The sequence below is a fragment of the Alloalcanivorax mobilis genome, assembly GCF_002864685.1.
Classification (GTDB): Bacteria; Pseudomonadota; Gammaproteobacteria; order Pseudomonadales; family Alcanivoracaceae; genus Alloalcanivorax; species Alloalcanivorax mobilis.
Map to the genome: position 1 here is coordinate 83,710 of NZ_NMQZ01000007.1, position 23,799 is coordinate 107,508.

Annotated in this window: 23 protein-coding genes; 10 read left to right on the plus strand and 13 right to left on the minus strand. The window is 62.2% G+C overall.

What is annotated here, in order from left to right; translation table 11 throughout:
* Positions 1-20 precede the first annotated feature (20 nt).
* The 4 genes from CGS25_RS06090 to CGS25_RS06105 form a co-directional block, all read right to left on the minus strand.
* Positions 21-1,013, minus strand: coding sequence for a GlxA family transcriptional regulator (locus tag CGS25_RS06090; protein WP_089031540.1), 993 nt, complete (start codon positions 1,011-1,013; stop codon positions 21-23).
* Positions 1,014-1,626: 613 nt separating this feature from the next.
* Positions 1,627-3,981, minus strand: a complete 2,355-nt coding sequence (locus CGS25_RS06095; protein ID WP_101674930.1) for a fatty acid cis/trans isomerase — start codon at positions 3,979-3,981, stop codon at positions 1,627-1,629.
* Positions 3,982-4,107: 126 nt separating this feature from the next.
* Positions 4,108-4,566, minus strand: a complete 459-nt coding sequence (locus tag CGS25_RS06100) for a DUF3429 domain-containing protein (protein ID WP_101674931.1) — start codon at positions 4,564-4,566, stop codon at positions 4,108-4,110.
* An 81-nt stretch (positions 4,567-4,647) separates the two neighbouring features.
* A complete protein-coding gene (locus CGS25_RS06105; RefSeq protein ID WP_089031543.1) occupies positions 4,648-5,127 on the minus strand; it encodes a DUF1643 domain-containing protein in 480 nt (159 codons plus the stop codon).
* Between the two features lie 181 nt (positions 5,128-5,308).
* On the opposite strand from CGS25_RS06105, the gene CGS25_RS06110 reads away from it, so the two are divergent.
* Positions 5,309-5,521, plus strand: a complete 213-nt coding sequence (locus CGS25_RS06110) for a dodecin (RefSeq protein ID WP_089031544.1) — start codon at positions 5,309-5,311, stop codon at positions 5,519-5,521.
* A 94-nt stretch (positions 5,522-5,615) separates the two neighbouring features.
* Here CGS25_RS06110 and CGS25_RS06115 read toward each other — a convergent pair whose 3' ends face one another.
* From CGS25_RS06115 to CGS25_RS06140, 6 genes are all read right to left on the minus strand, one after another.
* Positions 5,616-7,277, minus strand: a complete 1,662-nt coding sequence (locus CGS25_RS06115) for a DEAD/DEAH box helicase (RefSeq protein ID WP_101674932.1) — start codon at positions 7,275-7,277, stop codon at positions 5,616-5,618.
* A 144-nt stretch (positions 7,278-7,421) separates the two neighbouring features.
* Positions 7,422-8,096, minus strand: coding sequence for a YceI family protein (locus tag CGS25_RS06120; protein WP_101674933.1), 675 nt, complete (start codon positions 8,094-8,096; stop codon positions 7,422-7,424).
* Positions 8,097-8,220: 124 nt separating this feature from the next.
* Positions 8,221-9,027, minus strand: a complete 807-nt coding sequence (locus CGS25_RS06125) for a DUF4198 domain-containing protein (protein ID WP_101674934.1) — start codon at positions 9,025-9,027, stop codon at positions 8,221-8,223.
* Between the two features lie 25 nt (positions 9,028-9,052).
* Positions 9,053-9,556: a DUF2271 domain-containing protein gene (locus CGS25_RS06130; RefSeq protein WP_101674935.1), complete on the minus strand. Its 504-nt coding sequence runs from the start codon at positions 9,554-9,556 to the stop codon at positions 9,053-9,055.
* Between the two features lie 11 nt (positions 9,557-9,567).
* Positions 9,568-10,173: a PepSY-associated TM helix domain-containing protein gene (locus CGS25_RS06135; protein WP_101674936.1), complete on the minus strand. Its 606-nt coding sequence runs from the start codon at positions 10,171-10,173 to the stop codon at positions 9,568-9,570.
* A gap of 206 nt (positions 10,174-10,379) precedes the next feature.
* Positions 10,380-10,784 (minus strand): DUF4168 domain-containing protein, encoded by a 405-nt coding sequence (locus CGS25_RS06140; protein WP_089031550.1) that lies wholly within the window; start codon positions 10,782-10,784, stop codon positions 10,380-10,382.
* A 211-nt stretch (positions 10,785-10,995) separates the two neighbouring features.
* Here CGS25_RS06140 and CGS25_RS06145 point away from each other — a divergent pair, with 211 nt between their 5' ends.
* The 3 genes from CGS25_RS06145 to CGS25_RS06155 all read left to right on the plus strand — a co-directional run bounded on the left by CGS25_RS06145 (position 10,996) and on the right by CGS25_RS06155 (position 14,187).
* Entirely contained in the window at positions 10,996-11,706 is a 711-nt protein-coding gene (locus CGS25_RS06145; protein WP_089031551.1) for a phosphoadenylyl-sulfate reductase, read from the plus strand.
* 164 nt (positions 11,707-11,870) lie between these two features.
* Positions 11,871-12,299 carry a hypothetical protein gene (locus CGS25_RS06150; protein WP_101674937.1) on the plus strand — a complete coding sequence of 143 codons (429 nt, stop codon included), beginning with the start codon at positions 11,871-11,873 and terminating at the stop codon, positions 12,297-12,299.
* A 100-nt stretch (positions 12,300-12,399) separates the two neighbouring features.
* Positions 12,400-14,187: an ATP-binding response regulator gene (locus CGS25_RS06155; RefSeq protein ID WP_101674938.1), complete on the plus strand. Its 1,788-nt coding sequence runs from the start codon at positions 12,400-12,402 to the stop codon at positions 14,185-14,187.
* Here CGS25_RS06155 and CGS25_RS06160 read toward each other — a convergent pair.
* Positions 14,157-14,852: a response regulator gene (locus CGS25_RS06160; protein ID WP_101674939.1), complete on the minus strand. Its 696-nt coding sequence runs from the start codon at positions 14,850-14,852 to the stop codon at positions 14,157-14,159. The two genes, CGS25_RS06155 and CGS25_RS06160, sit on opposite strands and share 31 nt — an antisense overlap.
* Before the next feature lie 155 nt (positions 14,853-15,007).
* On the opposite strand from CGS25_RS06160, the gene CGS25_RS06165 reads away from it, so the two are divergent.
* The 4 genes from CGS25_RS06165 (at position 15,008) to CGS25_RS06180 (ending at position 19,827) form a co-directional block, all read left to right on the plus strand.
* Entirely contained in the window at positions 15,008-16,270 is a 1,263-nt protein-coding gene (locus CGS25_RS06165) for an Ig-like domain-containing protein (protein ID WP_101674940.1), read from the plus strand.
* Positions 16,271-16,498: 228 nt separating this feature from the next.
* A complete protein-coding gene (locus CGS25_RS06170) occupies positions 16,499-18,088 on the plus strand; it encodes an ABC-F family ATPase (RefSeq protein ID WP_101674941.1) in 1,590 nt (529 codons plus the stop codon).
* 147 nt (positions 18,089-18,235) lie between these two features.
* Positions 18,236-18,565 carry a helix-turn-helix domain-containing protein gene (locus CGS25_RS06175; protein WP_101674942.1) on the plus strand — a complete coding sequence of 110 codons (330 nt, stop codon included), beginning with the start codon at positions 18,236-18,238 and terminating at the stop codon, positions 18,563-18,565.
* On the plus strand, positions 18,562-19,827 hold the full coding sequence (locus CGS25_RS06180) for a type II toxin-antitoxin system HipA family toxin (protein ID WP_101674943.1): 1,266 nt from the start codon (positions 18,562-18,564) through the stop codon (positions 19,825-19,827). The genes CGS25_RS06175 and CGS25_RS06180 overlap by 4 nt, the downstream gene beginning before the upstream one ends.
* 77 nt (positions 19,828-19,904) lie before the next feature.
* On the opposite strand, the gene CGS25_RS06185 is transcribed toward CGS25_RS06180, so the two are convergent.
* Positions 19,905-20,390, minus strand: coding sequence for a hypothetical protein (locus tag CGS25_RS06185; RefSeq protein WP_089031559.1), 486 nt, complete (start codon positions 20,388-20,390; stop codon positions 19,905-19,907).
* A gap of 136 nt (positions 20,391-20,526) precedes the next feature.
* Positions 20,527-21,225, minus strand: coding sequence for a pirin family protein (locus CGS25_RS06190; protein WP_101674944.1), 699 nt, complete (start codon positions 21,223-21,225; stop codon positions 20,527-20,529).
* Positions 21,226-21,464: 239 nt separating this feature from the next.
* Here CGS25_RS06190 and CGS25_RS06195 point away from each other — a divergent pair, with 239 nt between their 5' ends.
* Both CGS25_RS06195 and CGS25_RS06200 read left to right on the plus strand, forming a co-directional pair.
* Positions 21,465-21,917, plus strand: coding sequence for an SRPBCC family protein (locus CGS25_RS06195; protein ID WP_101674945.1), 453 nt, complete (start codon positions 21,465-21,467; stop codon positions 21,915-21,917).
* Between the two features lie 345 nt (positions 21,918-22,262).
* Positions 22,263-23,555 carry a hypothetical protein gene (locus CGS25_RS06200; RefSeq protein WP_101674946.1) on the plus strand — a complete coding sequence of 431 codons (1,293 nt, stop codon included), beginning with the start codon at positions 22,263-22,265 and terminating at the stop codon, positions 23,553-23,555.
* Positions 23,556-23,799 lie beyond the last annotated feature (244 nt).

Consider the following 23,799-nt stretch of genomic DNA (forward strand, 5'->3'; position numbering starts at 1 on the left):
GGCGCCACCGGTGGCGCGGTTCAGTCGCGCAATGCGCCGACGCGGGTAAAGCGTTGGCGGTAATGGCTGGGCGACAGCCCGGTATGGCGCTTGAACAGCCGCGAGAAACTGCTTACGTCCTGATAGCCGACCTGCTCGGCGAGATGGCTGAGATTGACCGCGCCACGCTCGAGCATCTTACGCGAGGCTTCGATACGAACACGCTGTAAATACTGCAACGGCGGTTCGCCCAGTGCGCTGGTGAAGCGGCGCTGCAGTTGGCGAGGGCTCAGATGTACCTGGCCAGCCAGCTCGGCGAGCGTGGTGGCGTCGGCGTAGTTTTCATGCAGCCAGGCCTGAACCACCTGCACTTGATCGTCGTGGTGGTAGGTCTTGGCCGGCAATCCGGCGTAGACGCTTTGCGGGTCGTTGCGCACGTCGATGACAAACGCCTTGGCCAGCTCGCGGGCCATGTCGGCACCGCAGTAGCGCTCCACCAGCAAAATGGTGAGATCACGCCAGGCGGTGCCGCCACCGGCGCAGAAGATGTTTTCATCGCGGGTGATCAGCTCGCGCTCGTCCAGATTGACCTGCGGGTAGCGTTGCCGGAACAACGGGCTGAAGCCCCAGTGGGTGGTGGCCTTGCGGCCATCCAGCAGGCCCGCCTCGGCGAGCAGAAACGAGCCGGTGCAGTTGCTGGCCATGTCGGCGCCACCGGCGTGCAGGAAACGCAGCCATTCCAGGGTGTCCTGCTCTTGGGCGAGCACCTGGGTGATTTCATTGCCGATCGTGGGCACTACCACCAGATCGCACTGATCGACCCGCTCGATGGCGTTGTCCACCGCGATGCGCATGCCGGCGGTGCAGCGCACCGGTTCACCGCCTCGGGACACCACCTGCACCTTGAACTGCCGGTTGAGCGGTTGCCCATGGATACGATTCCACGTCACCCCGGTGAGGTTGAGCAGATCCACCACCCCGGTGAGGGCCGAGGCGAACACGCCGTTAAAGGCTAAAACACTGACCTGATACATTGTTTGTCGCAAATCACCATGAATAAGTCATGGGCGACAATACCAGCCCGGCGAGACCTCTGCCATCATTACCGCCATCGCCAACCGGATTCAGCGTTTTGCCGCCTTTATTAACGGTCTGCTGTCACCCGGGTTGGCCTCTGTACAGACCGCGCTGTATTAAACGGGCCCCGGCCCGTCTGAGTCGCATATCGTCATCAGGCTCGGGAGCCTGCTTCGGCAGGCAAGCTATGACGGTACTTCAAAGCCCTGCTCTTATGCGGGGCTTTTTTTTTGTTCTTCGCGGAACAGGGAACAGTTGATAGGGTGCCGGCATTGGGCTCGCTGAGCGGTGGCTGAGTTCTGAGGGTGAATCGAGGTCAAGGCGGGCCCGCCCGGGACACGCCACGAGCACGTCCATGTGGGCTCGGGTTTGGCCGTCCATGGCCAAACACGGGCCCGGGCGGGCCCACCTTGACCTCGATTCGGTGCCACTAGAAACGTTCCGCGCCGCCCAGGGGGGCTTTGGAAAGAAACCGTTGAAAACGCCGGTGAACGGACGGACCGTGTCCGCGCCTGTCCCCTGTGCCCTGCTTCGCATCCGCGGACAGCGATAATCACCACCGGCGTCCGGTCAAAGATTCTCGTAACGGTTGAGGTCCAGCGCCCCGGATTGAATCGGCTCATGCTGATCCAGGTAGCGGGTCGGGGCGTGGAAATAGCGCCAGAAATCCGCGGTGGTGCGGCGGATACCGAAGCGCGCGACGAGGTCGTTGAAGTCGTCGTCGTCCTGGGCGGCGGCCATGGCGGTAACGAAGGCATCCAGTTGCCCGCCGTCGACCCGGAACATGAAGTTGGGGTAGCTGGCCAGCACGCCGGGGTAGATGGTGATGGTGTCCTTTTCCGGCTGATAACGCAGCGATTCACCGAGCAGGAACGCCACGTTGGAGTGGGCCCGGTTGCGGAACAAGGTGTAGATCGCCAGTTCGCCGTCGTCGCCGCGCACCTGGATCAGGCTGACCTCCGGCAGGTGGTGGATCACCGGGAGCCGTGCGGCGGTCATCGAGGCGATACGGCTGAAGGCCTGGTCTGCTTGCTTTTCCAAGGCGCTGACGTGGTCCCGGTAGCAATGCTCGCCGGCGCAGCGGTTGATCGGATCGGGCCGGGCGTTGAGGTGCTGAAAGTGAGTCAGTAGGCCGGCGTTGAATTCATTCATCGGCGTCGTTGATTGGTAGCCGATGGAGGTGGGCGTGCGGGTGTCGACGCTGGCATAACTGACAAACAGTTTCAGTTTGCCGGTCTTTTGATACCAGCTGTCGAGCACTTTCTTGCGCGCCTTGGCGGGCAGGTAGCGCAGGGTGTTCTGCTCCGCGCCGTTGCGGATCAGGTCAAAATAAAGCCGCGTCTGCGCCTGGTGGGACACCGAGCCGAACACGTCGAAGTTGACCACCAGATTGTAGTAGGAGCGTTCGAACAGGGGGTAGTCCATCACCCAGGTGGTGAGCGGGTAATCGCCGATCAGACCCTGGCGCACCGAGGCGTTGTCGCGGTGACGCAGGATCGTCAGCAGGGCGTTGCTGTTGTCGCCGTCGCCGGCCCACAGGCTTTCCCAGCCCGGGCCTTCGGGCTCCTGGCTGGCGTAGATCTGGTGGCGCCGGCGCAGGTATTGATTGCGCTCGTGGGTGTACTTGATCCACTGCGGGCCGAGCTTGAGCAGGCTGCCTTCCTGGCCGGGCAGACCCAGCAGGCCGGAGACCTCGGCGCGGTAGTCGCTGTCGGTGAGGTAGAGGTCGTGGTCGGGGTCCTGGAACACCGCCCAGAATTGATCGCGAATCACATCCGTGGCGATCTGGCCACGGCAGACCGGGCCGCGAATAAAGGTGCGCACGAAGTACTCGGCGTCGTCGAGCATGATCTGATAGCGCGCTTTCGCCGGCAAAGCGGCGAACGTGGTAAACGGGTTGGCCCGTTCGTCTTCGCCGTAGCCGGGCAGTTCATCCAGGCTCCAGGGCTCGGCGAAAAACAGCGTCTCGATGCGCGCGCGCTTGGCCTCCGTGAGTGCGTACGTAATGTGGGTTTTATGCACGATGGCGCCGCGCACCGGCCGCAGGCGGTACCAGAAGTGTTCGCCGGGCGGGTCATTGGGGCGCACCGTGGCGACCGGTTTCACCGGCGTTCCCGGCGGCGTCAGCGAGCGTTCCAGTGTAAAGAAATGCGCTGGCCGTTCGCCGCTGCCATCGTCGAAATACAGGTGCGCCAGAAACAGATGCTCGAACACCCAGCGTGCCACCAGTTGCTGGCGTTTATCCGTGCGGTTGAGCCAGGTTTCCCAGGCACGGATGTGACGCTGCTCGCCCTTGCTCAAAGTGATGCCGCTGTCGCCCAGGGTGGCGCCCTGGTTGAGCCAATCCTCAATGGTGCTCAGTTCCTGATCGGTGAGCGGCGGCGTGCCCAGGGGCATGCCTTCGAGCGGATGATTTTTGATGTACTCGTCCATTTGCGCGGGCAACGGGCACACGTTTTCGCGGCCGATGCCCAGGGCGACGTCGTCGGGCAGCGGCTGGTCCGGCTCGAACGAGTGGGATTTTCCCAGCACCAGCATGCGATACAGCAGGCCCTGCTCCATGCCGGTGGTGCTGTCGATGACCGAAAAGAAGCCCTTATCGCGCCAGTCGGCGGTGCTCTGGGCGTCAACGAACAGACGGGTGGGGGCGGCGGCCTCGGCGCGCTGCTTGTACACCGGGGTTTTGGCGGCGCCGCGGTCCAGCCCTTCCAGGGTTTCCAGCTTCAATTGGCAGGGGGCGTCGTAGCAGCCGTGGCAGGCAATGCACTTTTGTTCGAAGATCGGCCGCACGTTATTTTCAAACGTGAGCGCCGCTGGCGAGGCCTGGGGCGGGGCGGGAGTGGCCGCGCTTTCGTCGCAACCGCCAACCACTGGTGCGGTGGCAATAACAGCACCGAACAGCACGGCGCGCAGGTAGTGACGCATGGTTCCCTCCGGGACGAATACCTCGGACGCCCGGATCGATCCCCCAGAGCGTCATTCCAAGAGGGAAGTCTACCTGTGCCGGTCGGTTCGCTCCATGGCCTGGGATGCAAGTAGTGTGAACAGGCCCTAGAACATCGGCGTCATCGCGGCCGCCCAGGCGATCAGCAGCGCGAAAGCGGCGCCCGCGGTGAGCAGATGGCGCAGGTGCCGGTACCAGGTGGGCAGGGTTTCGAAGAACACCATCTGCTCGGTGCCCCACACGAACACCAGGCCGGCGGTGAGCATGGGCAGGGCGAACTCCACCGGCAGCATCAGCGCGAACCAGCCCAGCAGGGCGGGTTTGATGCCAAACAGCAGGCTGCCAATGTGGTTGCGGGGTGTCGGGCTGGCGAGCGCGCGGCCCCAGTGCACGGCGCCAAGAAAGGAAAGCACCACGGCGGCGTAGCCGGCCTCGGCGTGCAGTGCCCACGGCCGCAGATCGTCACGCCAGGCCAGGGCGGCGAGCGCGTAAAACGGAATCAGCCCGGCCACGCCCAGCAGGCGAGCGGTGAGGATATTACGGTGGGTAAAGCGGTCTTCGGACACCGGGTCCTTCTCCCCAGGGTTGGCAAGAACAGACTGTAGTCCTATTAAGGTGAAGACTCTGCCAACCTGTTCAACCCAGGGTCAGGGCAACGGAAAAGGCCGCAGCCGCTTGGGTAGATAAAGGGGGTGGGCGGGTTCGCCGGAACCATTGAGGCGCAGGCAATGCGGGTCCGGCAACAACGCACGCACCCGCGCGGCGCGATCCAGGTGGCGGCCGTGGTTGCCCCAGCCGGCCACCACCAGGCTGGCGCCGCCGGCCAGTTTGCGCAACCAGTGATCGTTGCGTGGGCCGATCGGATCGGCGGCGCTGAGCAGGTCTTGAGGGTAGGTCGCCCGATAGGCGAACAAATTGGCCACGCACAGCCCGGAATAGCCCCAGTCGCGGGCATAGCCGATGCAGCGGCGGATGGTGGGGTCATCACGGCGATGATCGGCGGTGGAGGGGTTCAGCGCCACCAGCAGCACATAGTCCTCGCCGTCAGCCCAGCGTCGCCACAGCGCGTACCGGTAGCGCCGGCAACGGGAGAAATTGGCGCCACGAACCAGAGTCGATGTTTGCATGGCGCGAAGTATAAACGCTCGCCGCCGGGCCGCCACCCCGGCGCGGCGTGCCAGCGCGTCCGCGCATCGCCGCACCGGTATCGGTTTTGCGCGGATTTTACCAATGATTCCGATTGCCGCCTTGAAAATCGGGGCGCTGGAGCGCAACCCTGAGAGACCGCAACGCGAAAGGAGTTCGTTTATGTCCGCTCAAAACGTTTACAAGAAGCTGGAATTGGTCGGCTCATCCACCACCAGCATCGAAGAGGCGATTCACAATGCCATTGATGCCGCCAGCGAGACGGTGAAAAACGTGGAGTGGTTCGAGGTGATGGAAACCCGTGGCCACGTGGAAGACGGCAAAGTCGCGCACTTCCAGGTGGTGGTTAAGGTCGGTTTCCGTATCGGTAAGTAAGTCGGTCCGGCCCAGGCGGCCTCGCCTGGGCAGCCCCAATTAGTGGGCGGTTCTCCCGCCAGGCCGGCCATCGGCGGCGCCGTGGCGCCCCCGATTAAACCGCTTCCAGCCCCAGCGCCTGCTGGCACACGCGGGCGGTACGCAGTTGGTGAAGTTGCTTGGCGCTGAGCGTTTCCGGCAACGCCACGGTGCTGTGATCCTGGTGAATGCGGATGGCACCGATCATGGCGCTGGACAGGCCGGCTTCGTTGGCGATGGCGCCCACCAGATTGCCCGGGCGCACGCCATGAGCCTGACCCACGCTGACGCGGTAGGTGCGCATCGGCACGTTCGGTTTTTTGCTGTCCATGCGCGGGCCTTTCTTGCCCTTGCGATCACCCCGATCGGCGCGTTCATGGCGGTCGGAGCGTTCGCGCGCCGGTTTGGTCGCCGGTACTTCCTTGAGAAACAGCGGCTCTTTCTGGAACAGCAACGTCGCCAGCGCGGCGGCCAGTTGCGCGGGTTCCAGCTCCATCTGCTCGGCCATGCGCAGCACCAACGCCTGGTTGTTCTCCACTTCGCGATGCTCCATGGCCTGGCCGAGACGCTCCTGGAAGCGCTTCAAGCGAGCCTGGTTAAGCGCCTCGGTGGACGGCAGTTCCATGCTTTCCAGTTTTTGCCCGGTGGCACGTTCAATGGAGCGCAACATGCCCTGTTCGCGGCGCGAGACGAACAGAATCGCCTCGCCGGCGCGGCCGGCGCGGCCGGTGCGGCCGATCCGATGGACGTACGCTTCGGTGTCCATGGGCATGTCGTAGTTGAACACGTGGCTGACCCGGGGCACGTCCAGGCCACGGGCGACCACGTCGGTGGCCACCAGCAGGTCAATGCGCTCGTTTTTGAGGCGTGCCACGGTGGCTTCGCGCTGGTTTTGCGGCATGTCGCCATTGATCGCCTCGGCGCGCAGGCCACGGCGCTGGAGCTGTTCGGCCAGCTCCACGGTAGCCTGTTTGGTGCGCGCGAAGACGATCACGCCATCGTGTTCCTCGGCTTCCAGGATGCGGCACAGGGCGTCTTGTTTATGCAGGCCGGCGACCGGCCAGAAGCGCTGACGAATGTGCTCGGCGGTGGCGCTGGCGCCGGCGTCGATGCGGATCGTCACCGGGTCTTTAAGGTGCTCCTCGGCGACGGTGCGGATCACCGACGGCATGGTCGCGGAGAACAGGGCCAACTGACAGCTGGAGGGGGTGCGTTTGAGCACCCAGCGCACGTCGTCGATAAAGCCCATGCGCAGCATTTCGTCGGCTTCATCGAGCACCAGAGCGCGCAGGCCGTCCAGTTTCAGGGTGCCGCGCTCAATGTGGTCCATCATCCGTCCCGGCGTGCCGACCACCACCTGGGCGCCATCGCTGAGCGCGCGCAACTGGGTGCGGTATTCGCCGCCGCCGTAAATCGCCGCCACGCGCAGGCCCATGCCCTTGCCAACAAAGGATTCCAGTGCCGCGGCAACCTGCAGGGCGAGCTCCCGGGTGGGGGCCAGCACCAGCATTTGCGGATGCCGTTTGGCCGGGTCGAGCCGGGCCAGCAGCGGCAGGCCGAACGCGGCGGTCTTGCCGGTGCCGGTTTGCGCCTGACCAAGAAGGTCACGGCCTTCCAGCAACACGGGAATGCTTTGCGCCTGGATCGGCGAAGGGGTCTGGAAACCGAGTTGGGCAACGGCGTCCAGCAGGGACGCGGGCAGGCCTAGATCGGCGAACCCGGAAGGGCTTTGGGACATGCGTGGACCTTTCAGTAGACTGGCGCGGGGCCAGCAGGGGCGAGGGGCGCAAGACTATACGGGATTTTTACGCGTAATGCACGGACTTTCCGGGGCGGGACGGCGCGGGGCGGCGGAGCGCCCCGCGCGCGCGGTTGAAGGGGCTTATTGTTGCTTGGCGGGTTGCTCGGCGGGTTGCTTGGTCGGTTGCTCGGCGGCTTTCTGCTCGGCGGCGATCTTCTTGGCGTAGGCGTCGGCGTCGATGGCCTCGGCGGTGATGCGCACCTGCAGCTCGTCGCTGACCGCCGGCACGTAGGCTTTCATGCCGTAATCGGAGCGTTTGATGGTGGTGGTGGCGTTAAAGCCGGCGGCGGGCGCGCCGTCGTACATCGGGTGCTCGCCCACTTTATTGACGGTGGTGGCGAGCACCACCTGATTGCTGATGCCGTTCACGGTCAGGATACCGACCACATCGAAGTGCTTTTTGTCTTCGCTGATGTTGCGGATCTGGTTGCTTTTAAAAGTGATGTTCGGGTGCGCCTCGGCCTTGAAGAACTCTGGTTTATTGAGCAGATGTTCGTTGAGCAGCGGCACGTGGGTGTCGAGGCCCGCGACCGGAATGGTGACGTCCAGGGTGGCGTTTTCCGGCGCGTCGGGGTCCGCCTTGATGGTGCCTCTGATCTCGTTGAAATTGGCCTCGGGCACCGAGAAACCAAAGTGGCTCCAGGAAAACCGCACCTGGGTGTGGCCCGGGTCCAGGGTGTATTCGGTGGGGGCGGCCAGCGCGGTGGCGGGGCCAACGGCGGCAAGGCTGAGCAGGGCAATCAGAAAACGGCGCATAAACATCCTCCTCGAAGTCAGGTTCGTCCAGTGACCCTTCACATTAGCCGCTGGCCGGCGTGCTCGCCACCGGCTCAGTGGCGAGGTGACCACCATTTATTCGATCAATCGTCGTGGCGGCGGGCTACAGCGGCAGCACTTCGAAGGTGCCCATGTATTGAATGCGGCGGTTATCGACATCCGGGTGCGCGGCGAGTTCATCGCTGTAGGTCGCTTCCAGGTAATAACGGCCGGCGCGCGGCCAGGTCAGGCTGATTTCGCCGTTGTCGTCGCCTTTCACCGTCCACTCTTGTTGCTGGTCGCGATAGCGGGTGCCCTCTGGCATCACGCTGACCTCGATGCCGGCGGCGGGTTTGCCTTCCATCAGAAAGCGGAAGCGGGCGGTTTCCCCGGCGTACAGATCATTGGGATGGGTCGCCGGCACCAGTTCCAGTCCCTTGTTGGTGGGTTTGAGCGCGGTGTCGCTGGGTGCGCCCACGGTGGCGAAGGTTTCCAGGTGACTGGTGACCTCGGCCAGCCGCATCTTGCTGGCGCCCTTGGGCAGCGCGTTGCGCAGGCTTTGCGGGTCCTGGCCGCGCTGGTGCTGGCGTTCGCCATTGAGTTCGTAGATCGCCACGGTGAGCGGACGCATCAGGGTGATGCGGTAGGTTCCCGGCGCCGCCAGGTTCACGTCAAACACACTGCGGCGATGGCCTTGCAGCAGATTGTCGGTGGCAGCCGGCTTGCCGTCCGGGCCGGTGACGCTCAGGCCCTGCAGCGGGAAAGGCTTATCAACGAAGAAGATGTCGTTGGAGGAACTGGTGTCCACGGTGATCCACTGGGCCTCGGAGACCACCGTGTGGCTGGGCAGCAACCAGCGTTTGTGGGCCTGGGCGGCGGGGGTGAGAACCAGCAGCGCCAGCAGAGCGGCAGCGATGGAAGACGGTTTCATGGGCAAGCTCCTGAAGAAAAGGCGGTTAAGGCGTCAGGGTGAGCGTCACGTCGCCCAGTTCCTGACTGCCGGTGACGGTCACGGTATCGGCCTGTTGCACCGGCCAATGGAACGGCAGGCGCACCACTTCCCGGCCACCGACTTCACGGGCGGCTTCCACCACCAGTTGATAGTCACCGGCGGGCAGGGTAGTGAGCGCGGGCAACCCGGTGAAATCCGCCCGGTGGGTGCCCGGTGAGCGGGTCGCGCCGGTGAGGCCGTCGTAAGGGGCACTCTGGCCGCGGCCGGTGCGGCGCCACCACTGGCGCAAATCCTTGAGCCATTTTTCCTGGTCGTCGTACCACAGCCCCAAGGGCGCTGCCACGGTGTGGTCCTCGCGCTCAATCCAGAACGCCACATAGGGGGCGTGGTATTCGGCCACGCGCAATCTGGGCACCTCCAGGTCCACGGCCAGACCCGCCGCCGTGACGGGGCCGGCGCCGATCAATAACGGCGCCAGCAGTACGGAGCTCAACCACCGGTGTGTCATCTGCGTCTCCTTCAATGAACGAACAGGGCAATCAGCAGCCAGGGCAGCACCAGCCCGAGGGCGGTGACCGGCCAGGTGGCCGGGCGCCGTTTGGCGTGCAGACTCATCAGCACCAGACCGGTTAGAGCGAACACCAGAGTGGCGGCGGCGAAAATATCGATAAACCAGCGCCAGACCGGGCCGGTATCGCGACCCTTGTGCAGGTCGTTGAGCAGGGCGATCCAGCCGCGATCGGTGGCTTCGTAAAGCACTTCATGGCGTTGGCGATCAATCGCCAGCCAGGCATCGCCACCGGCGCGGGGCAGGGCCAGATACACCTCTGAAGGCGACCATTCCGGCTCGCCCGCATCGGCGTCGATGGGCAACTCACGCTCCAGCCATTGCCGCACCCGGGCCGGCAAAGGGCCTTGGTCAACGCCGGCGAGGGCGGCGCTGACCGGCTCGGGCAGCGCCAGGGTACGTTCGGTGATCACCGGCTCGGCGGCGATGGCGCCGGCATGATTGAGTGTGATACCGGTGACGCTGAACAGAATCATGCTCACCAGGCACACTGCGGAACTGATCCAGTGCCATTGGTGAAACCGCTTCAGCCAGCGGGCCTTTGCTTTTTTGTCCAACGCAACCGTGTCCTGACCGAGCCCCGGGAAGGAATCAGATGCTAATGGGAATAATTATTGATATCAAAGGGTAAGGGGCGGTGAAAAATGGAAATATCGTGCAAGGGGGGATAGGTGTTCAGTTTTCGGGGTTAGGGGCATAAAAAACGCCGGGCTGGTCCCCGGCGTTGATTGCGTTTGTTCCGTGAGTTGTGGACGGCCGTGGTTTAGCGGCTGTCTTCGATGCGCTCCCGCAGGTCGGTGTCGTATTGAGCCAATTGCGCGATCTGGTTGTATTTCTGAACCTCCAGGCCGGTGTCCTTGACCGCCTGCACCATCTCTTGCTGGGCCTGCTGTTGAATCTGCATGGCCTTTTCCGGTTCCTTGGCGTTGGCTTGCACCTTTTCCTGGTAGCTGCCTTTGATGTCCTGCACTTTGCCCTGGGCTTCGGCGAATTTTTCTACCTCATCGTCGGAAATATCCGAAGATTGCGGCATGGGCGCCTGGCGGGCCTGGGGGTTGCTGCTCTGAGGGGGCGTGGGCGCCTGGCGTTCCGGCGGGCTGCTTTGGGCCATGGCGGCACCGCTGGCGGCGATCAGCAAGGCGGACAATGTAAGTGCGCGCTTTTTCATAAAAAACTCCTTGGATGACGACTAAAGGGGAGGCGATCTCCAATGCGCTCCCGATAAGTGGGACAGATGGCAGCCGCCAAGTTCCGGAATTGCTGTTCATCGCATATTCAATTTACGTATAAAACTATCACCATATATTTCTTTATATGCTGTGGAACGCCCTTATCATGGCGTCTCAAATCGCATTTCGATCCTGAGGTGGACCAACGATATGGGTAACGCGCAGCTGATTACACGAGTAGGCGACAACAGCGCCGGGCTGTCCCGGGACGCCATCGCCGATCTCAACCGCATTTATGCGCCGCTGGGTTTTGAAGAGCGCATCCGTCGCGTTTACCAGGATTTCAACCCGGCCAAGGTGATGGTGACGTCGTCGTTCGCCGCCACCTCAGCGTACTTTCTGCACATCATCTCGACCATCCGCCCCGAGCAGAAGGTGCACTTTATCGACACCGGCTATCACTTCGACGCGACACTGAAGTACAAGGATTACCTGGTGGAGCGCTTCAATCTTAATGTGATCGATGTGAAACCGGATCCTCAGCACCATCAGGTGTCCCAGGACAACGAAATGTGGCGCACCGACCCGGATCTGTGCTGCCAGGTCAATAAGGTGACCCCGCTCGAAGAGGCCAAGGAAAATTACGATCTCTGGATTTCCAGCCTGATGAGCTGGCAGACCGAGCATCGCGCCGGCCTGGAAATCTTCGAAGAGCGTCGTGGCATGATCAAATTCAACCCGATGATCGACGTCACCCGCGAACAGCGTGACGAGTACATCGAGACCCACGACCTGCCGTTTCACCCGATGGTGAAAGAAGGCTACCACTCGATCGGTTGCAGCCACTGCACCTGGAAAGGCGAGGGCCGCGAGGGTCGCTGGCAGGGCAACAGCAAAACCGAGTGCGGCATTCACCTTTAAAGCGATTTCTTTTCCGATACGACAGCGCTGATTTGTTACTGCCTTTGGCAGCCTGCTGAGGCCCGCGGAACGCGGGCCTTTTTTATGGTTGCCGGGTGGTGCGCGGCGCGGCACTCTGTGGGGCGGGCGGGTTTGCGCCGCTTTTCGGCAAACGGAGAGGCTGAATGAAATCGTTCCGATGGCCGCTGCTGCTTCTGGTGATCGCCACGCTGGTCGCTTTGGGCGGCTATTTGCTGGGTGTTTTCCCCAGTGAGCCGGGCGAAGGCAGGGGGATCTCGGTGAGCCGGGAGACCGCCGGCGATACCGTGACCGTGCTGGTCCGCTTGCGACACAGCGAACGGCAAACCCAATGGCTTTACTCCGGTGGCGGCTATGACATCGATATCCAACGTCGCGGGCCGGATCTTTACGACCTGGATATCGCCCAGCTCGAACGGGATAAAGAAGTCGAAACCCGCCGACGCATGAACACCAGCCTGCACCTGGAACCGGGCCGCAATCTGGTAGGCGGGTTCACCTATACCGATCAATCGAAGGGCGGCCAGCCGGCCAGGCAGGTTCAACAGGCGATCGTGGTGGAACTTCTGCCTTGAGGCCGCGCCCTCAAGAATAAAGCGGCTCGCCCTGCAAGCGCGGCGGCGACGGCACCAGGGGTGGCCAGCGCGCGGCGCTGACGCCAGGGGAACAACTCAAATGAACAATGCAGCGACGATGCCGCCCGGTGTCGAAGGCGCGGAGTTGGAAGCGCGTATCACCCATGAGGCGATCAGCCGCTTTATGGGCATGTCCGGGGGCGGCCTGCTGGCCAAGGTGGCGGTGGTGTTGATGGTGGCCGTTGCCCACTACCAGCGGGTGCCGTCGTTCTGGCTGCTGGGCTGGGGCATCGCGATGCTGGCGGGGGTGGTTTACCAGAGTGGCCTGGCGAAACGGTATCAGAGCCGCCGCGTGGGCTACCGTGAGGTGGCGCCCTGGCAGCGGCGGCTGATTTTCAGCCGCCTTTATCTGGGTGCATTGTGGGGCGGCGCTTTTTGCCTCATGTACCCGTATGGAACCACCGAGCATCATATTTTTGTGATCACCATCGCGCTGGTGCTGGCAATCGGCAATGTGGTGCCGGCCCATTATTGCAAACCGTTGTTCGCCGTATACGCGGGACCGATTCTGCTCGGTCTGGCGCTGGCGCTGGCGTTCGCGGCCCAGGCCCAACCGCTTTACTGGCTGCTGGCGCTGAGCATGGGATGGGTGTTTCTGGCCGGGGTCAGGTTCGCCAGGATTCTCAACCGCTCGTTGCGTGAACAGATCCGCCTGCGTTATGAGAGCCACGCCATGTCACTGGCTCTGGAAGCGAAGAGCGGCGAAGCGCAACGGGCAACGCTTGCCAAATCGCGCTTTCTGGCCGCCGCCAGCCATGATCTGCGCCAGCCCCTGCATGCTTTGTCGCTGTTTGTCGGCGTGCTCAAGGAAACCCGTGACGAAGCCGAGCGCGAGGCGCTGTTCGAGCGGGTTCAGATGTCGCTGGAAGCGTTGTGCAAGTTATTCGACGCCCTGCTGGACGTATCCCGCCTGGACGCCAACGCGGTGGAACCCGAATACAGCGCCTTCGATGTGCCCGCCATGCTCACCACCCTGGCCGCTGAGTTCGAGCAGGCCGCCGCCGCCAAGGGCATCCGCTTAACCGTGCATGCGCGGCCCGTGGTGGCCGACTGCGACCGCCTGTTGCTGGAGCGAGTGTTGCGCAACCTGGTGGGTAACGCGGTGCGCTACACCCATTCCGGAGGGATCTTGATCACCGCGCGACAGCGAGCAGGGCGGATACTGTTGCAAGTCTGGGACACCGGCGAGGGCATCGATGCCGCTCACCACGAAGACATCTTCATGGAGTTCCTGCAACTGGGGAACCCGCACCGGGATCGTGCCCAGGGGCTGGGTTTGGGGCTGGCCCTGGTGCGGCGCCTTTGCGATCTGTTGGCGTTGCCGTTGACGCTGGCTTCCGTGCCCGGCCGGGGCAGCGTGTTCGGCGTGTCGGTGGCGCGTGGCGACCCGGCCCGGGTGGTGGAGCAAGTAGCCGGCTCGGGCGGGCACAGTTGGGATTTGAGCGGCCGCAATGTGGTGGTGATTGACGATGAACAGGAGATTCTCGACGCCATGCAAACCATGCTCGGCAAATGGGGGTGCCGGGTGATCGTGGCGGAAAGCGTGATGGCGGCGCTGACCAGGCTGCGCCAGAGCGCTCTGAGCCCGGAGCTGGTGCTCTCGGATCTGCGCCTGCGCGACGGCGACAGCGGCATTGCCGCCATCAACACGCTGCGCCGGCATTTCGGCGAGGCTCTGCCGGGCGTACTGATTACCGGGGACACCGATGCGCGGGTGTTGCGCGAGGCCCGCGCCAGTGGTTATGAGGTATTGCAGAAGCCGTTGCGCCCGGCGCAATTGCGCACCGTGATTCACGACTATCTGCCGCGCGGCCCGGCTTCCGGTTGAGCGCCGTGCTCGAGAGTCAGCACGCCCCGTTTCACCGCGTTCTGAACGCAGCCGGTGCGGTTGCTGGCCATCAGAATGGCGAACAGGCTGGCCACGTGTGATTTCACGGTGTGCTCGGTAAGGAACAGGGTATCGGCGATTTGCTTGTTGGAATAGCCTTCGGCCATCAGTGTCAGCACCTGATACTGCCGCTTGGTGATGCCGCATTCCCGTAACGCCGGATTGTCGAACGCTTCATCCGGAGGGCGCCGCGTGCCAAGCCGGCTGATCTGCTGTTCCAGGCGTGGCGGCAGGTAGATGTCTCCGTCCAGAACGCTGCGCAGTGCGGCCAGCATCTCCTCTCCGCCGACGCTTTTCGGGATAAAACCCAGTGCCCCCTGGTCGAGCACCGCCCGGATTCTGTACGGGTCCTGCTCGCCGGACACCACCACCACCGGCAAACGCAACTTGCGCTCGTTGATGCCGCGCAACACCGCCAGGCCATCCATGCCCGGCATGCACAGATCAATCAATACCAGGTCGAACTCGGCCCCGGCCTCCAGCGCGCGCATCGCCGCGTCCGCCTGGGTCGCCTCGGTAATGCGCACGGTCTGTTCCAGACGCATCAGCAGATGCCGGATGCCATCCAGAAACAATTGATGATCGTCGACCACGAGAACGTGCACGAAGGCTCTCCTCAACGCCGTTTTCCGCCCATTAAATCACAGATGGCCAACGCCGAGATTCATACTAACGAGGGATGTGGAGCAAAGGTCTTGCCGTGACCATGGGAAGCGGAACGACGGGTGCCGTCGCGGTGCCCTCATCAAGGAGACAACCTATGAACGCAAGAACCTTTTGGCTTGCAGCCCTACTGCTGGGATTGGTGGCCTGTAATGATGATGGCGGCGACCATGATGGTGGCGCCGGCGCTGGCCCCGACAACGGCAGCGACAATGGTGGCGATAACGGTGGCGACAATGGTGGCGACAATGGCGATAACGACCCGGGCGGTGACGACCAGGACAACGGCGACCCGGATCAGCCTTCCGGCTTCAGCCTGCGCTCCAGCAGCCCGCCGGACGGCGCCAACCAATTGGACGGGTTCCCGGTCACCGCGATCTTCAACCAGCCGGTGGACCGGGATTCCGTGGACTCGCTGAGTTTTGCGGTGACCGCTGGGGTCAACCCGGTACCGGGAACGTTCAGCTTCAGTGAGGATTCGTCGGTGGTGAGCTTTACGCCGGAAGCGCCGTTGGTGGATGGCCAGACCTACACCGTCACTCTGAACGGGGATATTCAGAACCAGGATGACGAGACCCTGGCCGAAGCGTCCTGGCAGTTCACCGTGGTGACCTTTGATGACATTGAATGTCAGCCCGGCACGCCGCCGGCTTCCCTGAATCTGGACCCGTATTACACCCAGTACTGCGACGCCAGCGGCATGCCGATTCTCGGCGGTGCCCAGGTTTCCCCACAGGCATTGATCGAGGCTTGGTACCGGGTCGTGGACATGACCCTGATGCGCCAGGATCTGCTCGCCAGGATGGTCGACAACGGCACCCGGGTGGTGGTGGTGGCGAACGACGAAGGCATTACCCAAATACCGGAATACGCCAACCTGGATCAGGAATTTCCGCTCGAGGGCGGCATGACCTGGGATGAGCGCTCACGCGGCCTGGGGGCCACCCCCTACATTCCCGTGTCCAGCGGCGCCGAGGAAAACCTGCTGTGTTACGGCTCGAGCGAAGACCCTTACGATGGTGAGGACATCTTTATTCATGAGTTTTCCCATTCGATTGTGTCCATGGCGCTGGCCGACATGGAGCCGGATTTTCTCGACGCGCTCGACGACGCCTACCAGAACGCCCTCGACCAGGGCCTGTTCGAGAACACCTACGCCGCCCTCAACGTGGAGGAATACTGGGCCGAAGGGGTGCAGGACTGGTACAACGCCAACCTGGAATCCGATCCGCCGAACGGCATTCACAACAGCATCAACACCCGCGAGGAGCTGGCCGAATACGATCCCACGCTGTACGCGCTGATCTCCCGGGTGCTGCCCGCGCAAACCATCGACTTCATCTGCGAGGCGCCCACCTGAAATCAAGCTGAAGCCCCGGGGGCCGACCCGGCCGGGGCTCTTGCAACGCCCTTGGGGGGCGTTTCCGGAACCGGGTCGGTTCTTTCCATCGCCTCGTCATACCCTTGTCATACCCTGCTTACCGTCGGCGACCCGCCGACCGGCCTTCTGTGTGACCCGCGCCCCGGGTGTGTGCCATAATCCGCGCCGCAACCCGCCCGCCACTTCCCCCTGATTCGGTAGATAACCTTGCTGACCACCGCCAACATCACCATGCAGTTCGGCGCCAAGCCGCTGTTCGAAAACGTTTCCGTGAAATTCGGCGACGGCAACCGCTACGGCCTGATCGGCGCCAACGGCTCCGGTAAGTCCACCTTTATGAAGATTCTTGGCGGCGATCTGGTCCCGTCCTCCGGCAACGTGTCCAAAGACACCGACGAGCGCATCGGCAAGCTGCGTCAGGACCAGTTCGCCTACGAGCAGTACTCGGTGGTGGACACCGTGATCATGGGCCACGACGAACTGTGGAAGGTGAAAGAAGAACGCGACGCCATCTACGCCAAGGAAGAAATGAGCGAAGCGGACGGCATCCGCGCCGGTGAGCTGGAAGCGGATTTCGCCGAAATGGACGGCTACACCGCCGAATCCCGCGCTGGCGATCTGCTGATCGGCGTTGGCATTCCGGTGGAGCAGCACTTCGGGCCGATGAGCGAGATCGCGCCGGGCTGGAAACTGCGGGTGCTGCTCGCCCAGGTGCTGTTCGCGGACCCGGACATCATGTTGCTGGATGAGCCCACCAACAACCTGGACATCAACACCATCCGCTGGCTGGAAGACGTGCTCAACCAGCGCAACTGCACCATGATCATCATTTCCCACGACCGTCACTTCCTGAACAGCGTGTGCACGCACATGGCGGACCTGGACTTCGGTGAACTGCGCCTCTACCCGGGCAATTACGACGAGTACATGACCGCCTCCACCCAGGCGCGCGAGCGCATGCAAAGCGACAACGCCAAGAAAAAGGCGCAAATCGCCGACCTCAAAGCGTTCGTCAGCCGCTTCTCCGCCAACGCCTCCAAATCCAAACAGGCGACCTCGCGGGCCAAGCAGATCGACAAGATCAAACTGGAAGAGATCAAACCTTCCAGCCGCCAGAACCCGTACATTATTTTCGAGCAGGATAAAAAGCTGTTCCGCAACGCCCTGGAAGTAAAAGGGCTGGCCAAGCGCTTCGACGAAGAGCTGTTCTCCGGCCTCGACCTGCGCGTGGAAGTGGGCGAGCGCATCGCCATCATCGGCCCCAACGGGGTCGGCAAATCCACCCTGATGCGCTGCCTGATCGGCGACGAAACCCCCAGCGCCGGTGAGATCAAATGGTCCGAGAACTGTGCCATCGGCTACTACGCCCAGGACCACGCCGCCGACTTCGAACAGGACACCAAACTGTTCGACTGGATGCAGCAATGGGGCAAACCCAGCGACGACGAACAGATCATTCGCGGCACCCTGGGCCGCCTGCTGTTCTCCGCCAACGACATCAATAAATCCGTCAAGGTGATCTCCGGCGGCGAGCAGGGCCGCATGCTGTTCGGCAAGATCATGCTGCAGCGCCCCAACATCCTGCTGCTCGACGAACCCACCAACCACCTGGACATGGAATCCATCGAGTCGCTGAACCTGGCACTGGAAAACTACCCGGGCACCTTGCTGTTCGTCAGCCACGACCGGGAGTTCGTCTCGTCCCTGGCCACCCGCATCATCGAGCTGACCCCCACCGGCATCGTCGATTTCCACGGCAGCTACGATGACTACCTGCGCAGCCAGGGTGTGGCGTGACGATACGCACACCAAACAGCAATAAATAAGGCGCTTTTGGTGGGATGCTCTCCCTGGCAGCCTATAAGCACCGTATTTGTTTCTTTTATGCGATAACAAAGCCTGATAGGCTGCTTTTTACATTAAAGGCAACTTATTAAACGCTTTATGATCGATCTACTGCAGCGGTTGAAACAGCGCCGCAAGGCCTTGGGTTTACGGCAGCGGGATATGGGGTTGCGCGTGGGAATGTCACGCCAGCAATACCAGCGCCTGGAAGCCGGGGGAAACCCGCGATTGGCGACCCTGGAATTGGTCGCCAAGGGGCTGAACAGCGAGATTATGCTTATTCCCCGCGAAAAGCTGGCTCTGATTGAGGCAGTGCTGGCGGACAAGGTGTCGATAATTCGGGAAAGCGATGAGCCGAACTACGGCGATGAAGAGGCGTCATCGCTGGTCGACGACCCCTGGGCTGGGTTGTTGGGGGACGAGCAATGAGCGGCGCCGCGGCTCGAGTATTGAGGCTTACCCTGCAAGGCAGGCTGGTGGGCCATCTGACCGGCTTCCAAAATGGTCGAAATACTCTGATTTTTGATCGTGCTTTCCGCGAAGACCCGCTCCGGCCCACCTTTAGCCTGGTTACCCATCCATCGTTTCCCCGCGCGGAGAAACTGCTTTCCGTCCCCTGGTCGAAAAAGCAGCGGCTTCATCCGGTGTTGTCCAACTTGTTGCCCGAGGGTGCGTTACGCGTCTTTATTGCCCAGGCACTGAAAGTGCACCCGGATAACGAGTTCGAACTGCTGGCCTATCTCGGTGGCGACTTGCCTGGCGCGCTGCTCGCCGAGCCGGCGGAGCCTGATGAACTGCCGAAGGCGTTATTGCCGATGTTGGGTCAGGCCACGCCGGCGCGTATTGATGGCTGGGATGGCGCACAAAAGTTTTCACTGGCCGGCATACAGATGAAGTTCTCCATGAAAGAGAAAGACGGCCGCTACAATCTGGCGGTTGGCGATGAGCTTGGCGACTGGATCATCAAAACGCCTTCCACCAGTCACCGTCGAGTGCCCGAGAACGAATATACCGCCATGACTCTGGCGTCCCTGGCCGGCATTGCGATTCCCGAGATCCGCCTGCTTGATCTGGATCGACTCGACAATCTGCCGGACATCAATCTGCCCGCCGAAAACGTGGCCTTCGCGATCCGTCGGTTTGACCGCCGGGCAGGGCAGCGCGTGCACATGGAAGATTTCGCCCAGGTGTTGAGCAGGTATCCTCATGAAAAATACGGATCGGCTAATTACGAACAGATCGGCCGTATCCTGTATCAGTATTCCGGCGACGCATTGATGGACGTTCAACAGTTCGCGCGGCGTCTGCTGATCAATATCCTATTGGCCAATGGCGACGCTCACCTGAAGAACTGGAGTCTGCTTTATGCGGATCGCATCACGCCGACGCTCTCGCCCGCCTATGACGTCGTGACTACCCGGGCCTACATCGACGGCGAAACTCATTTCGCCCTCAACCTGGGGAAAATAAAATCCTGGCGTGATGTGACCCTGGGCCATTTCGAAACGTGGGCGAAGAACGCGGATGTGCCCTGGCGGGCGATTCGACCGCAACTGACGGACGTAATGGATAAGGCACGCACTTTATGGGGGCCCGCTTTGAAAGAACTGCCGATGGATGATCAGCACAAGAGGTCGCTGCGGACCCACTGGCGGGCCTTGCAAAGCGACTTCCGGATCGACGTCGGCTAAGACAAACAGACTCCCCGCACTATCCTTTGGCGATGATTCTGACGCTGAAGCAGATATTGAGAGCGGTGCGGCGCAATTTATTGATCGGCTAACCGGTCCTCTTTACGGACATGGGCCACCAGCGCCGCGAAGCTTTCCTTGAGCGCCAGAAAATCCCCTCGACGCACAAGCGGGCGATGGGAAAACCACTGATCCGGCGATCGGTTCCGCTCACGACTGTCCGGCCAGAGCCGCGGTTCGCAAGCGCCGCCAATCACCACCAGATACACATCCCGGCGCCCATCGGTGAAGGCAAGATGCCGTGGAATATAGGCGCCCACCTGGCACGGCAGCGTGTACCACAATGCCTCGTTTCGCCACATCACATTCCCCAACGGCGCCTTTACCGAACAGCCGATCGAGTTGTGCCGGTTGTACAGCACCGCATTGATCTCGCTTAAGGGAAACGCCTCTTCCAGCTCCCCCGGCCGCACGGGCGACGTCAGCCGTTCCAGCCAGCCCCGCGGCCTGCCGTTACCGGATTGCTGGCCGCACAGGCGCTCCTCGCGATAATAAAGGTTCATGAAGTGGCTCTCCCAGGCCGGCCAAAGATGCCTTCAACGGAACGCAACGTATAAGACCGGGTGCGGAGAGTCCACCTTTAGGAAACGTAAAAGCCCCGTCATGGAAATGACGGGGCTGCCGTGAGCCCGCAAAGAGTCAAGCCACGTCCACCAGCACGATTTCGCTGTCGGATTCGGCGCGGACAAGCAGTTCTCGTTCGTCCTCGATTGCCAGCCCATCCCCGGCCTCGGTGAGCACGCCGTTAACCCGCACGCGCCCCTTGGCCGGCACCAGATAGGCTTTGCGGCCCGCTTCCAGCGTGTAGGTGGCTTCCTGCCCGGCGCTCAATGACACCGCCGCCACCCGGCCATCCGCCTGAATCGGCAGAGCATCACTGTCACCCGGGTAGCCACTGGCCAGCACCTTGAAGCCGCTGTCCTGGTTGGCTGTCGGGAACGGCCGGCTGCCCCAGGTGGGCGGCAGGCCGGTGGCGTTGGGGATGATCCAGATCTGGAAAATCCGCGTCGGCGTGTCCTCCAGGTTGTACTCGGCATGAGTAATCCCGGTGCCCGCGGACATCACCTGCACATCGCCGGCCTCGGTGCGGCCCTTATTGCCCAGGTTGTCCTGGTGAGTGATCGCTCCCTCACGCACGTAGGTGATGATCTCCATATCCCGGTGCGAATGCGGCGCGAACCCGGTGTGCGGCGCGATGGTGTCATCGTTCCACACCCGCAGATCGCCCCAATGCATGCGCTTCGGATCGTGGTACCCGGCGAAGGAAAAGTGGTGTTTGGTGTCCAGCCAGCCGTGGTGGGCACCGCCCAGTTGGTTGAAAGCACGCCGCTCGATCATGGTCGCCTCCTCGGGCTGGTTAAGGGTCGGCAATATCGCCGACCGGGAATGCAGCCACTCTATAATCGAAACAGGCGATAAAGAAGACGATATATCACCGGAGTTAAATCAGTTTTTATGATGAATTGGCACGAAGAAGCGACGCCCTGAAAAGAAAAGTGGCCGGCGCTCGCGCCGGATGTCGAATCGAAACACGGCCCATCGACCATCCGGTGAACCCAACCCGACAGGAGAACACCATGCCCGACCACACCATCCGCTTGCACCGCGTACTGGGCGGCAGCCCCGAACGCGTCTACCGTGCCTTTCTCGACCCGGCCGCCAGGGTCAAATGGCTGCCGCCCTTTGGCTTCACCGCCACCCTGCACGAAAGCGACGTGCGCGAAGGCGGCGGCTACCGCATGTCGTTCACCAACTTCACCAGCGGCGCCAGCCACTCGTTCGGCGGCACCTACGTGGAATTGACCCCCAACCAGTGCATCCGCTACACCGACCGTTTTGACGACCCCAACCTCCCCGGCGAAATGCACGTCACCGTGACCCTCAAGGAAGTGCTCTGCGGCACCGAACTGACCGTGGTGCAGGAAGGCGTGCCCGAAGTGATTCCGGCGGAATTCTGCTACCAGGGCTGGCAGGAATCGCTAATCCAGCTGGCACAGCTGGTGGATCCGGAGATTCCGGACGAAAGCTAGGGGCCTCTGAAAAACTGCTTACATGCTCAGCGTGGCCTGAAGCGTTCTTGTCTCGACGGACAGGGTAGTTCCCTTTCCGAAAGGCAGGGCGCAGCAGATGTGCGCTTCAGGTCGCGCCAGCCTGAAAGCCTGAGCGTGCAAGGGGTTTTTCAGAGGCTTCCCAGGGCCGACACGCTCTCTGCGCGTGCGTGAAGCGCGTCACTTTGTATATGCGTACCAGGCCGCGACTTTTAGCCCGGCTCGCCTTAGACTGTTGCCGCTACCGCCGTCACTTTTTCGAGGCCCTATAAGGTCGCAAAAGAAAAAGGACGGTGCGTTGATCATCTTTTGCCTGGGGAAAAAATAATGAAGCGATATACCTTTGCCGGGGCGGCCGTGGCCGCGATCCTGGCGTTGACTGGTTGTGGTGGTTCCGGCGGCTCCGGGGGCGATGGCGGTGCCGCCGCCCCACACTCCGCCCACTTCGTGGACAACGCCGTGACCGGCCTGCACTACACCTGTGATGGGGGCGGCAACACCAAGGTCACGGAAACCCAAGGCAGTTTGACCTGCCCGGCAGGGGCGACGGTGCGCTTCCTGGTCGGAGACATCGGATTGGGTGAGGCGGTGCTGAACGGAAATACGCTGTTCATTACCCCGGCGGACCTGGCCGGCGAAGGCGCCGACCAGAACGACAACACGGTGATTAATATCAGCCGCTTCCTGATCAGCCTGGACGCTGACCAGGATCTCGGTAACGGCATTCAGATTGATCCGGCCTCCCACCTGGAGCTGGGCCTGGCCATCGACTTCGCCCAAGACCCGACCGCTTTCGAAACCGCGGTCGCCTCCACCCTGGAAATGCTCACCCAGGATCTGCCAGGTGGGCCTTTCGCGCTGGTGCCCGAAGGTGACGCGCAGAACCATGTCGCCCTGGCGCTCTACCTGACCAATGCCGGCCTTTATCACGGCACGGTGAGTTACCAGGACAACACGCAAACCGACATGATCTTCATGGTCACCCGGGAAGGCGCGGTTTACGGCAGTAATAAAACTGCCTACGGAAAATATGCGGCCACGGGCTTCGACGAGGAGAACGACTGGCTGAGCACCACCGGCGAGGGCAGCGACTTCAAGATCGATGGCCTCGATGGCAGCGATGGCAGTACCGGCGCCACCTTTTTAATCGAAGCCAGCATGGCGGACGGCCAGGCGTCGGGCAGCTCAGACGACGATGCCGCTCCACGTTTCGAAGCGGTTCGTAGCGTGGCGTTCGATCCGGTCTACGATCAGGACCTGGTCGACGAGTTCGCTGCCTTGCTGCCCTTGGCGATCGGCATCGGTGAGGACAACGAAGCGCGGTTTATCATCGGACGTAACGAGGATAACGGCATAGACGGGGCGTCCTTCAGCGACTTTGAGGGCGGCCCGCCTTCGAAGCAGTCCGAAAACGACATGGAGTACAGTGGGATCGCCATCACCGAGGTAGTGGGCACCGAAGGGCGCACGCTCCACCTGCTGGGGCTGTCCATGGCCGGCTACCTGGTCGATGCCACCATTGATCTGAGCGGCGACGAGCCGACCGTGAACGCCACCTGGCAGCACGTCCACGAAGATCGCCAAGGCGAGACGCACACGTTCCTTCCCCTGGATCTCTAATCGTCTTAAAGGCGCGCCGGCCGGCGCGCCTTGTTTCTCCTGCGCCACCGCGCCGGTTCCCGATCCCCGATTTCCGTTCCTATCCCCTTTGCCTTGCATCCGCATTCGTCTTCCGGGTAAATTCGGACCTGTATCACAAAAAAGAATCACAAAAAAACGACACAGAAAAAGAACCCGCCGGCCCGGAGAGGCACGGCGTGAAACAGAGCCTTTGGGGGAAGGGATGTCCGATTGTAAGAGCGAA

Bases quoted from the DNA above. Each gene is read 5' to 3' on its own strand.
- CGS25_RS06090 (WP_089031540.1), bottom strand. From the start codon at position 1,013: ATGTATCAGGTCAGTGTTTTAGCCTTTAACGGCGTGTTCGCCTCGGCC.
- CGS25_RS06095 (WP_101674930.1), bottom strand. From the start codon at position 3,981: ATGCGTCACTACCTGCGCGCCGTGCTGTTCGGTGCTGTTATTGCCACC.
- CGS25_RS06105 (WP_089031543.1), bottom strand. From the start codon at position 5,127: ATGCAAACATCGACTCTGGTTCGTGGCGCCAATTTCTCCCGTTGCCGG.
- CGS25_RS06110 (WP_089031544.1), top strand. From the start codon at position 5,309: ATGTCCGCTCAAAACGTTTACAAGAAGCTGGAATTGGTCGGCTCATCC.
- CGS25_RS06115 (WP_101674932.1), bottom strand. From the start codon at position 7,277: ATGTCCCAAAGCCCTTCCGGGTTCGCCGATCTAGGCCTGCCCGCGTCC.
- CGS25_RS06120 (WP_101674933.1), bottom strand. From the start codon at position 8,096: ATGCGCCGTTTTCTGATTGCCCTGCTCAGCCTTGCCGCCGTTGGCCCC.
- CGS25_RS06125 (WP_101674934.1), bottom strand. From the start codon at position 9,027: ATGAAACCGTCTTCCATCGCTGCCGCTCTGCTGGCGCTGCTGGTTCTC.
- CGS25_RS06130 (WP_101674935.1), bottom strand. From the start codon at position 9,556: ATGACACACCGGTGGTTGAGCTCCGTACTGCTGGCGCCGTTATTGATC.
- CGS25_RS06140 (WP_089031550.1), bottom strand. From the start codon at position 10,784: ATGAAAAAGCGCGCACTTACATTGTCCGCCTTGCTGATCGCCGCCAGC.
- CGS25_RS06145 (WP_089031551.1), top strand. From the start codon at position 10,996: ATGGGTAACGCGCAGCTGATTACACGAGTAGGCGACAACAGCGCCGGG.
- CGS25_RS06150 (WP_101674937.1), top strand. From the start codon at position 11,871: ATGAAATCGTTCCGATGGCCGCTGCTGCTTCTGGTGATCGCCACGCTG.
- CGS25_RS06155 (WP_101674938.1), top strand. From the start codon at position 12,400: ATGAACAATGCAGCGACGATGCCGCCCGGTGTCGAAGGCGCGGAGTTG.
- CGS25_RS06165 (WP_101674940.1), top strand. From the start codon at position 15,008: ATGAACGCAAGAACCTTTTGGCTTGCAGCCCTACTGCTGGGATTGGTG.
- CGS25_RS06175 (WP_101674942.1), top strand. From the start codon at position 18,236: ATGATCGATCTACTGCAGCGGTTGAAACAGCGCCGCAAGGCCTTGGGT.
- CGS25_RS06180 (WP_101674943.1), top strand. From the start codon at position 18,562: ATGAGCGGCGCCGCGGCTCGAGTATTGAGGCTTACCCTGCAAGGCAGG.
- CGS25_RS06185 (WP_089031559.1), bottom strand. From the start codon at position 20,390: ATGAACCTTTATTATCGCGAGGAGCGCCTGTGCGGCCAGCAATCCGGT.
- CGS25_RS06190 (WP_101674944.1), bottom strand. From the start codon at position 21,225: ATGATCGAGCGGCGTGCTTTCAACCAACTGGGCGGTGCCCACCACGGC.
- CGS25_RS06195 (WP_101674945.1), top strand. From the start codon at position 21,465: ATGCCCGACCACACCATCCGCTTGCACCGCGTACTGGGCGGCAGCCCC.
- CGS25_RS06200 (WP_101674946.1), top strand. From the start codon at position 22,263: ATGAAGCGATATACCTTTGCCGGGGCGGCCGTGGCCGCGATCCTGGCG.